Source organism: Veillonella sp. R32 (genome assembly GCF_010093125.1).
Taxonomy (GTDB): Bacteria; Bacillota; Negativicutes; order Veillonellales; family Veillonellaceae; genus Veillonella_A.
On the sequence record NZ_NMZQ01000006.1, the window covers coordinates 1 to 13260 of the forward strand.

Sequence of the window (13260 nt, forward strand, 5' to 3'; positions counted from 1 at the left end):
CGTGGTTCTTAAATAACGGCTAGAAAACTCGGTTTTTTCATTAAAGGTACGACCACAAGAGCAGACATAACGACGTTGGCGATACAAGAGCCGAATAGGCTTTTCATTAGCGGTTGTATGACGAATAGTTCGGTTTGTATAGCCTTTAATCCGTGTAGTTTTTGCATGACAATGCGGACAAGTGTGAGGGCGCGCGGGAACTTCTACATATAGTAAATGTTCTGAATCAGTTTCTCGCATATTTTTTATATATTCGGCTTTGATTCCTAGTAATTTTCCTATATAATTAAGAGTAGACATATTGAGTAAACATCCTTTCGTAATGGTTTCGACGCTTTTATTGTAACGGATTTTATTCAATATGTCTTTTTTTTGTACAAAAAAAGTAGGCGCCAAGAGGACACGCAACTTGCGTTTCTCTTTAGCGCCCCAAAATAAATTATAGAACCGTCTTTTTTAGTTTATTCGCTTCTACCTATCCGACCAGAAGCTGGGAATAAGTAGTGAACCGACTTTGAAGGACCAAAGGGACGCACAAAGTCGTGTGAATCTCTTAGTTCGGGGCGTAAGATTTCTCGGAGAGAAATCCACAGCATCCGAACGGACGTATTTAAAACGTACTAGGTGCGACGCGCAAATGGGTGTGAATCTTTTAGTTCGCAGCGTAAAATTCTTCGGAGAAGAATTCACAGCTGACGAACAGATAGGAAAGAAGGCAGTAGTTTAGTTTAATTACTTCTACTTAGCTTTATCTTGATTTTTCATTTGCATTTCGCCCCATTTATATAGTTCATTTAAGGTAGGTAAGAGTTCTTGTCCTGTTGTAGTTAAGCCATATTCTACCTTTGGGGGGATTGTTTCATATACATTACGATAGACAAGATCAGCTGATTCTAGTTCACGTAAGGATTTAGTTAACATAATATTAGTAATACCTGGTATACGACGTTTTAGTTCGTTATACCGGGTATTTTTTTGTTCGTGTAAATACCAAAGAATAGGCAATTTCCATTTCTGCCCTATAATTTGTAATGCATATAGGATAGGACATGTATGATTATCTATATTGGACATAGTAGTATCAATTGGATAGGTAACGGTTGTATTTGTTGCTTTCATTATAGTATCCTCCTTTAAATTTAATTATATTTTTAGTAAAAAGTAAGGCAGAAAAAACTGCGTACTTACATAAAATTAATCTACTGAGTATAATTGGATTATCAATTATATTTTCAATAATGTCAATATGTTATTTGAGTATATTTATAGGAAGTGATACTATGAAACAATTATTTGAAGAAGTTAACCTAAATCATATTACTTTTAGAAATCGAATTCTTCGTTCAGCTACTTGGGAAGGTATTGCAACACCGGATGGGGGGATTACTGAAGTTGGTTATAAGATATATGAGGAATTAGCTAAAGGGCAGTTAGGTGGTATAATAACAGGCTTTACGTCAGTTGCTGACAATGATTTTTATATGGACGGGATGATGCGTTTATCTCGTGATGAACTAATAGATCAACATGCGAAGCTTGTTAAATTACTTCATAAAGAAAACACACCTGTTATAACACAGTTAGCATTAGGTGGATACTATCGGCAAAAAGTTAATGGTAGCTTTAAAGAAGTAACTGTTAATGATTTAACTGAAAATGAAATTGAAGAAATAATTCAAAAGTTTATACATGCTGCCATTCGAGCTGAAAAAGCTGGTTATGACGGGGTACAAATTCATATAGCACATTTCTTTTTCTTAAGCCGTTTTGTTAGTCCTGCTGTTAATCAAAGAACGGATATGTATGGTGGTAACAATGAAAATCGATTTAGAATAGTTAAAGCCATTGTAGAAGGTATTAAAGCACAAACAAAAAAATTACATGTAACTGCAAAGATAAATGCTAGTGATTTTATTCCTGGTGGTTTAGAAATAGAGGATAGCATAGAGTTAAGTAAAACTCTTGTTGCTAGTGGTATTGATTCAATTGAAGTGAGTGGTAATGGTACTTCCGTGAGTCATATTAGGACAGGACGAAATGAAGGTTACTTTGTACCGTATGCACAACAAATCGCTAATGCTGTACCAGTACCTATTATTGTGGTTGGTGGATTTAGAAGTAAAGATATGATGGAGTCAGTAATTCAAACAACAAATATAGATTTTGTCTCTATTTCACGACCTTTATTACGAGAACCAGATTGGGTAAAACAATTAGCCGAAGGCGTTTCGACTATTTCTAAATGTATTTCCTGTAATGCTTGTTATAATTCGCCAAGTCATCGATGTGTATTTAGGAAGTGAGATTATGGAAAATTTAAGTATTTTTACTAAACGAGGCGTATTATTAGGTGCTGTTCGGTTTAGTGCTACTAATAATGACATAGTTTCTAGAGAAACATATATAACAAACTTATTATCAGCACCGGCAAAAACAACGGCTGATACGGTAGTTATTGCTATTACTGGTATTCATGGTAATTTTTACTCGAATCCTTTTTATTATAATATTGGTAATACATTACGCAGTGAAAATATTGATTTTATCTATGCCCAAACAAATAATGCGTTCCCACAAATACAATCTTTTAATGTTAAAACTCAATCGATAGAAATGATTGGTTCTTATAATGAGCGGTTTTCTTATACGCTGGAAGATATAGCTGCCTATATAGACTTTGCAGAAGAACAGGGCTATAAACATATTATATTAGCAGGGCATTCAATGGGGGCGAATAAAGTATTATATTACCTTGCCACTACTCAAGATAAACGAATTGAACACTTTTTGCTTTTAAGTCCCGCTGATCTTACTTATATGATGCAAGGTGTGACTAATGAACAAAAAACATTAATACGGGCATTAAAAGTGCAGGGCTTGGGCAATAAGAAACTTCCTTTTTTGTTGATGGGTTGGGTAGACTGTTTAGTTGATACTGCATATGATTGGATTTCTGATATACAGATAAATAATGTACCTGTAAGTAATGAAGCCACGAAAGCAATGTTTCAAAATATATGTCATACGGGGGCGTTATTAATAGGTACTTATGATACATTTACGGCTGGTAATCCAGTAGGTTTTTTAGAAGGGATAAACCAATATTTACCTAAGCAAAAAGATAATACATTTATTATCATTGAAAAAACAGGTCATACTTATCAGCAGAAAGAACAAGAAGTAGCTGATAAAATATTGGCCATTGTAAAAGAATGGAGAGCGTAAAATGCCATTTATTATGTCGCGTGTGAATATTCATCTTTCAGAAGCAGAAAAAATAGAAATAAAGAAACGATTAGGCAAAGCCATTGAAAGAGTTCCTTATAAAAATGAAGCCTTTTTAATGGTAGGTTTGGAGGATGATGTTACTTTATTTATGGGTGGTCAAAGTGATGAACCATTAGCATATATCGAAGTGAGTGTATGGAAAAATGAAAGTCACGAAGGGTATGCTCCATTGACAGTAGAAATTGCCAAGAGTTTTCATGGGGTGGCAAAAGTGCCATTAGAAAATATTTATATACGATATATAGATATTCCGAGTTGGGCACGAGGTAGTGAATATTATGAATAATTTAAAGCAACATACAGATTCTTTGTTGGCGGATAGCACCTTAAGAGATACAAAAACATCTCGTAACTGTGGAAATAAAGTTAGTATAACTATTTTTACAGATCCTATGATGGGCTTATCCTATGAATCGGAACCTACGATTCGTCGCCTAGAGACACATTTTGCTGATCAATTAGAGCTTTGTTACGCTATGGGATTATTAGTAAATAATGTATATGATTTCGTAAATAGAAAGGATTTAATGGTAAGCCAATCCTATGCCCTTTCTCAATATGCTAAACATTTAGGTACTATTTATAATCAGGAAGAACATATTGGTGGTTTACCTATTGATATGAAAAGCTGCCAATTATTTGATGAGACGCATATAACATCAAAACCATTAAATTTAGCATATAAAGTAATTGAGATGTTACGACCAGAAAGGGCACAAGCTTTTTTATATGAATTACGCTATGCAACAATTGTTGAACAACGTCAGATGACTGATATTACTGAACTGGTTAAGTTGGCAGGTGACTTTGGCGTATCAAGACAAGAGTTTCTTGAACTATATCATAGTGAAATGGCTAATCAAGCTCTTTTAAAGGATATAGTGCTGTGCCAGCAATTAGGTATAAGGAGTTTACCGGCTTATTTAATACAATTTAATAATAAACAGATGGTAGTTTGTGGAGTTTTGAACTACGAGGATTTTCTAAGTTACATCGAAACTGTAACGGCGGGAATGATAAACTCTAGAGCTGTTCAGTTTTCGGAAGATGCTCTAAAAAAAATTTTAGTAAAACATCCGCATATTCATTATTTAGAAATAAAATCGGCCTTTAATTTGTTGGATATGAAAGAAATAGATTTTATATTAGCAAAATGGGAATCTAGCGGTTATATTACAAAAGAGTATGTGAAACATAGTTATTTTATTAGGAGTTATTTTAAGTAAATTGGCAGTAATCAATGGTGGTAAGTATTAGTATATTTATTGACAATCTATAGAAATCATGTTACTATACGTGTATAGAAAGTAAACCATAAATAAAATACATAGTTGGGAATAGGTGCAGACATGCATAATAGAGAAGTCGGTGTAAATCCGACACGGTCCCGCCACTGTAAAGCTGAGCGAATCTCATTACGTCACTGGGTAACACTGGGAAGGCGAGAGGAGCGGTGAAGCTAAGTCAGGAGAACTGCCTATTCATCATTCACCATTTGACCTACGAGCGATAGGGAGGAGAATTATATATCCTTTTTCGCATGTGTCGGAAAAGGCTTTTTTATTGAAAAAATTCCTAATCGACCATACGATGAACCCCGTACAGGTCATGGCTATGTACCTTGGTATTATCACGTAAGTGTTAATATATTGTCATGATAATGTATGGGCGTACATTTTCATCATCTCCTAACCTGAAGCGCTAAGATACTGTGATGGGTATCCTTAGCGCTTTTGGTTTTTATTCGTCAAAAAAATATAAAAAATATATTGACGATTTCAACTGATTTATGGTAATATAATTGTGTTGCGGGAGTGGCGGAATTGGCAGACGCACCAGACTTAGGATCTGGCGCCTTCGGGCGTGGGGGTTCAAGTCCCTTCTCCCGCACCAATTATGTAGAGATGAGCCCTAGGGGCTCTTTTTTTATTGCGTATTTAATAGCTGTATGATACTATAATAAGGAATTGAAAAGGGCTTTGGCACTGCTAAAGCCCGTTTTGTCGTTTGATAAAACAGGATTAATTATAGTGTAGAGTAAATTATGGCGTAGAATGAATTATAGTGTAAAATAAATGCTTTGGGAGGGATGTTCGTGACATTACTACAAGACTTATTATATAAATATCCCGCCTATAAAGAGGGGGAACAGCTATTTAGTGCTGTAGGCAAACATGTTATTTCAGGCTTAGGTGGCTCTCAGAAGCCCTTTATATATAGTACCGCTATGGCAACTAGGGGGCAACGGCCAACTATCGTATTGGTTCATGATAAAGCACACAAGGAACAATGGGAACGAGATTTAGCGTTTTTTTTACCGCAAGTGGAGGTAATGCCATTTCCTATTACTGAAAAGGTTACCTTCATTACGGCGGCTCGTAGTTTAGAAAATCAAGGTTTGCAGATGCGAGCATTAGGTGCTTTATTGCATAAAGAGCCTGTTGTGGTTATAGCAACCATTGATGAAGCCACACAACGATTATTAACCCCAGAAGAATTAAAAGAACATGTTGTACGTTTACGAACAGAGGATATAGTAGAACGTATATCATTATTGGATAAATTGGTAGCTTTAGGTTATGAACGAACAGACCAGGTGGAACAACGTGGTCATTTTAGCGTGCGTGGCGATATTATTGATATTTTTCCTGTGAATAGTGATAAACCATACCGTATAGAATTTTTTGATGATGAAATAGATACGATTCGTACCTTTGCCATTGATACGCAACGATCTATTGAATCCGTCACCACCATGACGGTAATGCCTTTTCATTTGGCTGATTCATCTGACGAAGGCTCCTTATTAAGCTATGGCAAAGACGCACTTTTGCTTTATGATGAACCTAATCGCTTACAAGAGGGGTTAAAGGGCTTTTTAAAGGAAGATGCCACTCATCGGCAGGAACATTTTACTTGGCCAGAATTAATGCAGACTAATCAGTGTAGCACGGAAATTGCTTTTAATTTTTTACAACAACGGATTAGTGGTTTACCTGGCTTTACTACGATTGGTTTACAAAGTAAGTCTATGATGTCTTTTGAAAGACAAATGCCTTTGTTGATGGATGAAATTCAAGTTTGGCTTTCACAGGGACGCCAAGTTGTGTTGGTCATGAATAATCTACAACGACGGGAAGGCTTAGAACGAGCGTTAAGAGAAGAACAGATTACTTATGAACTTGGTGAAACTTTAACCTATACTGGACAATCAGTTCTCATAGTGAGTGGCTTATTATCGGAGGGCTTTGAATTACCTTTATGTAATTTAGTAGTAGTAACAGAAGGTAATATCTTTGGGCAGCAGAAGCGTAAGTTACGTAAGAAAGTGCCAAAAGGGCAGGAAATTACCTATTTTACGGATCTGACGCCGGGTGATTACGTAGTGCATGCCTTGCATGGTATTGGTAAATATATAGGTCTTAAAACTATTGAAACTGAAGGGATTCATAAGGATTACATTGAAATTGCGTATGCTGGTACGGATAAATTATTTTTGCCGGCCGATAATTTAGATCAGTTGCAGAAATATATTGGCAATGAAGGTGATGTGCCTAAAATCCATAAAATGGGCGGCCGTGAATGGGGCAAAGTTCGTCAAAAAGCCCAAAAATCCATTGATGATTTAGCAGAAAAGTTAGTAGAATTATATGCACAACGGGAAGTGGTAGATGGCTTTGCTTTTGAGCCTGATGATACATTTCAAGCGGAATTTGAAGAAGCCTTTCCGTATGAAGAAACGGAAGATCAGTTGCAAGCATCTAAGGAAATTAAGACATCAATGGAACAGCCCCATCCTATGGACCGCTTGCTTTGCGGTGATGTAGGCTTTGGTAAAACGGAAGTTGCTATGAGGGCTATTTTTAAAGCGGTAAAAAGTGGCAAACAAGTAGCTGTATTGGTGCCTACTACGGTGTTAGCACAACAACATTTTCAGACCTTTACTGACCGTTTAGGGGCCTTTGGCGTGCGGGTGGACGTATTAAATCGCTTCCGCTCAGCCGCTGAAAAACGAGATATTATAAAGCGCGTAGCCAGCAAAGATGTAGATGTATTGATTGGAACACATGCCTTATTAAATAAAAAAGTTGCCTTTAAGGATTTGGGTTTATTAGTTGTTGATGAAGAACAGCGGTTTGGGGTAGCTCAGAAAGAAAAATGGAAGAGTTGGGCTCAGAATATTGATGTGTTGACTTTGAGTGCTACGCCAATCCCTAGAACCTTACATATGTCCTTAGTAGGGGTTCGTGAAATGAGTGTTATTAATACACCTCCAGAAGAACGTTTACCTGTACAGACATATGTAGTGGAATATGATATGAAGCTTATTGCAGAAGCTATTCGGCGGGAGATTCAGCGTGGCGGGCAGGTGTATTTTGTATATAACCGAGTCGCTTCTATTGAGCACATGGGTGAATTGTTGGAAGCGGCAATGCCTGAACTTCGCTTTGCCATTGCTCATGGTCAAATGGCAGGGTCTGAAATGGAGGCGATTATGGTGGACTTCTATGAAGGCCATTATGATTTATTGCTTTGTACCAGTATTATTGAAACGGGCTTAGACATTCCAAATGCGAATACGATAATCGTCTATGATGCAGATCGACTTGGCTTATCGCAACTATATCAGATGCGTGGTCGCGTAGGTCGTTCTCGGCGTAGGGCCTATGCCTATTTCCTCTATCGCCCCGATAAAATGCTCAGTGAAACAGCGGAAAAGCGCTTAAAAGCTATTGAAGAATTTACTGAATTGGGCGCTGGTTTTAAATTGGCTATGCGTGACTTAGAGATACGTGGGGCTGGTAATTTATTGGGGTCTCAGCAGCATGGTAATATTGCATCTGTTGGCTTTGCCTTGTATTGCTCCATGCTAGAAGAAGCGATTGCCAAAGCTCAACATAAGACGGTGGCAAAGACTATCGAAGTGGATCCTATTATTGATTTAGGAATTGATGCTTTTATTGATGATGCTTATATTAATGATACAGCACGTAAAATTACGATTTATCAACGCTTATTACAGATTCGTAAATTAGCTGATTTTGATGAATTTACCGATGAATTAATTGACCGTTTCGGTACGCCAACGGCACCGGTAGAGCGATTATTGAAATTAGCTCGTATCAAAGAACGAGCCCGTGCGTTAGGTATTAAAAGTTTAGTAGTGCGTGATCAAGTACTCACTATTCATTGGGGCGATATTGCGCGTATGGTAGGCTGGCATCCTGGGTTGCCAAGCACGGCTGTCTGGCAGCATGTGAAGATGAAAAATGATGTACTTCGTTATAGCTTAGCGAAGGAGGCTGATGTAATGGCTAAGACTGAAATATTATTAGGGGAACTGGAGAAAAGAGACCCTAGCTTGTTGCCAGAAGGGGCGTAAGGAGGAACCGATGAATCGATTTTTAAAAGGCGCCATGATTCTTACTTTAGCAGGCATTATCGTGAAAATTATAGGGGCATTTAGTAAAGTTCTGTTGGCCCGTATTTTAGGGGGCGAAGGAATTGGACTATATCAGATGGCCTATCCGATTTATCAAATTATTGTGAGCTTAGCTACTGCGGGGTTACCGGTTGCTATTTCTATTATGATTGCTGATAAATTAGCTCATCAAGATATACGAGGTGCCTCTAAAATATTTAGAGTTTCAGCAACCGTATTATTTGGTTTAGGTGCTTTTTTCAGTGTGGCTTTATTTTTGGCCGTGCCTTGGCTCGTAGAATCTGAATGGCTCACTGATCCACGGAGTAGCTATGCTCTTATGGCCTTAGCCCCCGCTATTGTGGTAGTAACGATTTTAAGCTGTTTACGAGGCTATTTTCAAGGGTTTCAAGACATGTTACCTACAGGGGCTTCGCAAGTTATGGAGCAATCCTTGCGCGTAGCTTGCATGGTGGGCTTTGCTTTATTCTTATTGCCTTATGGCTTGCCTATGGCGGCAGCTGGTGCCACTTTAGCTACCTTTCCTGGTGTAGTGGGGGGCGTATTGGTCCTATTATATTTTTATCATCGGCAACGTCATTTACGGGCTGAATTAAGGGCTAAACAGTCACCGCATATGGTGGTCGAATCGTCAGGGCAAATTATGAAACGCCTGTTAGTATTGGCTATTCCCGTGTCTATGGCCAATATTATGATGCCTATTGTATCAGGCATTGATTTAGGGGTAGTGCCACAACGTTTGATTGATGCGGGGTATTCTATACGCGAAGCGACTACACTATTTGGCTATTTAACAGGTATGGCTACCTCCCTTGTTAATTTGCCTATTATTTTGACTACCTCCTTAGCTGCCAGTTTGGTGCCTGCTATTTCAGAAGCCTATACAAAGCGAGATATGGTAGAGATCCAAAATAGAAGTCATGTGGCCCTAAAAATTACGACACTTATTACGGTGCCTGCTTTTATAGGCCTTTGTGTATTGGCTACGCCTATTTCTAAATTGTTATATGCTACGCCTCATGCCGGTGGTCCTATTGCTGTAATGAGCCTCAGCATTTTTCTCTTAGGTGTACAGCAAGTGAGTACGGGGATTTTACAGGGGCTTGGTCATACGGCGATTCCCATGATTAATCTTTTTATTAGTACCCTTATTAAAATTCCGCTTAGTTGGTATTTAACCGCATTACCAGAGTGGGGCATTAATGGGGCCGCTTGGTCTACTAATATAGACTTTGGCTTGGCCGCTTTATTAAATATGATTTTTGTGCGTAAATATATTCAATATCAAGTGCCTTGGTTAGAACTAGGTAAAATTTCCTTTGCCGCCTTTGCCATGGGCGGGGCGACTGTTATTACCTATTCTTTCTTAAGTTCGCTAATAGGTGGTAATTTAGCTGTTATGGGCGCTATTATCGTAGCTGTGATCGTCTATGGGGCTGGTTTAATTATTAGTAAAGCAGTCAAAGATGAAGAATGGTATGCTATGCCTTTTATTGGCAAACGTTTACAAAAACGAATGGTTACTAAAAATAAGTAAGGAGGATATATGTCATTAGAATCTGTTAGCCGTGTTTTAAGGGCTTTACAGTTAGATTCACAACAAGGTCTGTTTACGATTGATGTGGCCCGCTTAGAATACGTTCCTTTTGATTTAACGGGTACATTAGTAGTAACAGGTATAGAAAGTAATGAAACGGCCTTAGAACGCATTTTAGAAGCTTTAAAAACAAGATTTGGTATTAATGTGTCACTGTATTTAGTTGGTATAAGTGAAAGGGGGGACATTGTAGGTCCTAAATTGCTTACCGTAAAGCAATTAGTTACGGTGGGGGCTGATTTTCTGGAAGAGGAAACGACGAACCTTGGTGTAAACGGGCAATGGTGTTTAGTAAAAGCGAGTACACTAGAGTCAGTGGATAGTAGCAACAAGACTGAATTAGCTAATGAGAATGCTTCTATGTTAACTACTCAAGACGGTTCAACGGTGACTCCTCAGGAGGCTTCAGAATTTACCCTAGCTCCTTTAGTGGATGTAGTAGCGGCTTTACGGGCGCCCAATGGTTGTCCTTGGGATCGTTTGCAGACTCATAGTACGTTACGTCGCTATTTGCTAGAAGAAGTGTATGAAGTGCTAGAAGCCATTGATAATCACGACATGGCTAATTTGCGCGAAGAATTAGGGGACGTTTTATTACAAATTGTTTTTCATGCACGCTTAGCCGAAGAACAAGGTTTGTTTACCATGCAAGGGATTATTGATGATATTAGTGCTAAAATGATTCGTCGTCATCCGCATGTATTTAATCGAGCTAATTCCGAAGAAGTAGCGACAACCCAGTTAAATTGGGAGGCTTTAAAGGCCCAAGAGCCTGGTCATGAGAAAAAAACATTATTAGCCGGCGTATCGAAGGGCTTACCCGCTTTATTAGGGGCCCAGAAATTACAGGAAAAGGCCGCGAAGGTAGGTTTTGACTGGGATTCTGAGCCTCCTGTATGGGCAAAATTTGAAGAAGAAATCGCTGAATTTAAGGAAGCTGTAGCCCTTGGAAATTATGAAAATGCGGAATTAGAGGGGGGAGACGTGCTTTTTTCCTTGATTAATCTTCTAAGATGGTATAAAATAGGCGGTGAAAATGCACTAAACCGCACCAATAATAAGTTTCGTCGTCGTTTTGCCTATGTAGAACGTTGTGTTAAAGACAGCGGTCGCTCGTGGGAGGATTTTTCACTGGACGAATTGGACTCATTTTGGGACTCGGCTAAGGTGTCTGAACAAAAGCATTCATTGAAATGATTAGAAAAGCGTGATATACTCTTACAAGTCATTACAGATGAATGAATACATTCTATTTTTTAAGGAGGTTCTGTCATGAATAAAACAGAATTAATCGCAAGCGTTGCTCAGAAAGCCGAATTAACTAAAAAGGATGCTGAAAAAGCAGTTAAAGCTGTGTTCGACACAGTAGCTGAAGAATTAGCAAAAGGCGAAAAAGTACAAGTAATTGGTTTCGGTACTTTCGAAGTTCGCGAACGTTCCGCTCGTGAAGGCCGCAACCCACAAACTGGTAAAGCTATTACGATTGCAGCTTCCAAATCCCCTGCATTCAAAGCTGGTAAACAGTTAAAAGAATTAGTAAACGTTACAACTAAAGTTAAACCTCGCAAAAAATAATTTTGTTAGGAACTCTAAAGAGACCGCACTGTGTGCCTTAATGGTATAGACGGCTACGGCCGTCGCTACCAGGCTAGCAGAGGGTCTCTTTTTCTATGCAAAAATAAAGAACGCTCCTGCTTGTTAGGTTGTAAAATATGATATAATAAAACAACAGGGAAGGAGACAATCATGAGCAAGAAGGAACGTATACTTATTGTATCGGCTTCAATTGGTACTGGCCATACACAAGCGGCTAGAGCTATTGAAGAGTATTGGGCGGCGAAGAATCCAGACGCCATTATTACCCATGTGGATTTTTTAGATACAAATAGCTTTTCGTTTGATAATTTACTGAAAGAAACTTATATAAAAATGATTGACGTATTTCCCATGTTATATGATGTCATTTATCGTCTATCGCAGGGAGATAAGAAGGGCAGTGCTGTACAAACAGCTTTGGCATGGATGTTGAAACGTCGCATGTTGAAACTCATTAATCGGGAACAGCCTGATGTGGTAATTTTTACACATCCCTTTCCGTGTGGCGCTGCCTGTATATTAAAACGACAAAATTTAATTGATGTACCCTTAGTGGCTGTTATTACAGACTTTCAGGTGCACCAATTTTGGGTATATAAACAAATTGACGCGTATTATGTAGGTACGTCGGGCATGGTGAATGAATTATGTGAAGCTGGTATTGCAGCTCATAAGATTACCATTACGGGGATTCCCGTACGGCGCAGTTTCTTTGAACATCGTTTAACAACCTATAAACCTTCGTATCCAGTGAAAGTGTTAATTATGGGTGGTGGCCTTGGTTTAGGGTGTTTAGAGACGGCCTTACAGCGCTTAGATGAAGTCTCTGGCATTGATGAGCTCATTGTAATTACGGGGCGCAATGCAGATCTTTACGAAGGCTTAGTGACGATGAGTCATTCTATGCGTACACCGACTACGGTGTATGGCTATACGTTAGAGGTAGCTAAACTCATGCAGGAAGCTACTTTATTGGTAACGAAACCAGGTGGTTTGACTTGCATGGAAGGGGTTACTGTAGGGGTGCCTATGGTGTTCTTTAGTGCCATTCCTGGCCAAGAAGAAGGGAATGCTACCTTCTTTGAGCAACAGGGGTATGCTCGTTGGGCACGGGATATTCATAATTTAGACGATGTAGTAACGGTATTATTAAATAATCCTGAGCGATTAGAGCAGATGTCAGCCCAAGAATTAACTTGGCAAATTGATGGGGCTGCTAATATCGTTTTAGAGACGAAAAAATTATTAAACCGCCGTTAACTACAGGCTTTTTATATAGGTCTATTCGTAATTGGCAAGGACTGTCCTATAAAAGTCTCTTGCGAAGAGTTAGAAA

General features: G+C 38.6%; 11 protein-coding genes, 1 tRNA gene and 1 riboswitch. Of the genes, 10 read left to right on the plus strand and 2 right to left on the minus strand.

Annotated elements, in window-relative coordinates:
* Together VER_RS01685 and VER_RS01690 are read right to left on the minus strand one after the other, a co-directional pair.
* On the minus strand, window positions 1-300 hold a 300-nt coding region (locus tag VER_RS01685; protein WP_162099161.1), incomplete at its 3' end, for a transposase family protein.
* Window positions 301-738: 438 nt separating this feature from the next.
* Window positions 739-1119 (minus strand): helix-turn-helix domain-containing protein, encoded by a 381-nt coding sequence (locus VER_RS01690; protein WP_238390108.1) that lies wholly within the window; start codon window positions 1117-1119, stop codon window positions 739-741.
* Between the two features lie 161 nt (window positions 1120-1280).
* Here VER_RS01690 and VER_RS01695 point away from each other — a divergent pair, with 161 nt between their 5' ends.
* From VER_RS01695 to VER_RS01740, 10 genes are all read left to right on the plus strand, one after another.
* Entirely contained in the window at window positions 1281-2303 is a 1023-nt protein-coding gene (locus VER_RS01695; protein ID WP_162099162.1) for an NADH:flavin oxidoreductase, read from the plus strand.
* A gap of 4 nt (window positions 2304-2307) precedes the next feature.
* A complete protein-coding gene (locus VER_RS01700; protein WP_162099163.1) occupies window positions 2308-3225 on the plus strand; it encodes an alpha/beta hydrolase in 918 nt (305 codons plus the stop codon).
* 1 nt (window position 3226) lies between these two features.
* Complete coding sequence (locus VER_RS01705) at window positions 3227-3574, plus strand: hypothetical protein (protein WP_162099164.1); 348 nt, start codon at window positions 3227-3229, stop codon at window positions 3572-3574.
* Window positions 3567-4514, plus strand: a complete 948-nt coding sequence (locus VER_RS01710; protein WP_162099165.1) for a DsbA family protein — start codon at window positions 3567-3569, stop codon at window positions 4512-4514. The genes VER_RS01705 and VER_RS01710 overlap by 8 nt, the downstream gene beginning before the upstream one ends.
* A 96-nt stretch (window positions 4515-4610) precedes the next feature.
* A riboswitch (cobalamin riboswitch) is annotated at window positions 4611-4784 on the plus strand.
* Between the two features lie 312 nt (window positions 4785-5096).
* Window positions 5097-5181: transfer RNA gene (locus VER_RS01715), tRNA-Leu, on the plus strand.
* A 202-nt stretch (window positions 5182-5383) separates the two neighbouring features.
* The gene (gene mfd / locus VER_RS01720; RefSeq protein WP_238390109.1) at window positions 5384-8671 is read left to right on the plus strand and encodes a transcription-repair coupling factor; all 3288 of its coding nucleotides are present in this window, start codon (window positions 5384-5386) and stop codon (window positions 8669-8671) included.
* A 10-nt stretch (window positions 8672-8681) separates the two neighbouring features.
* Entirely contained in the window at window positions 8682-10268 is a 1587-nt protein-coding gene (locus VER_RS01725; RefSeq protein ID WP_162099167.1) for a polysaccharide biosynthesis protein, read from the plus strand.
* A 9-nt stretch (window positions 10269-10277) separates the two neighbouring features.
* Window positions 10278-11525: a nucleoside triphosphate pyrophosphohydrolase gene (gene mazG / locus VER_RS01730; RefSeq protein WP_238390110.1), complete on the plus strand. Its 1248-nt coding sequence runs from the start codon at window positions 10278-10280 to the stop codon at window positions 11523-11525.
* 75 nt (window positions 11526-11600) lie between these two features.
* Window positions 11601-11903, plus strand: a complete 303-nt coding sequence (locus VER_RS01735; RefSeq protein WP_115309959.1) for an HU family DNA-binding protein — start codon at window positions 11601-11603, stop codon at window positions 11901-11903.
* Between the two features lie 171 nt (window positions 11904-12074).
* Entirely contained in the window at window positions 12075-13184 is a 1110-nt protein-coding gene (locus tag VER_RS01740) for a glycosyltransferase (protein WP_162099168.1), read from the plus strand.
* The last annotated feature ends 76 nt before the right edge of the window (window positions 13185-13260 follow it).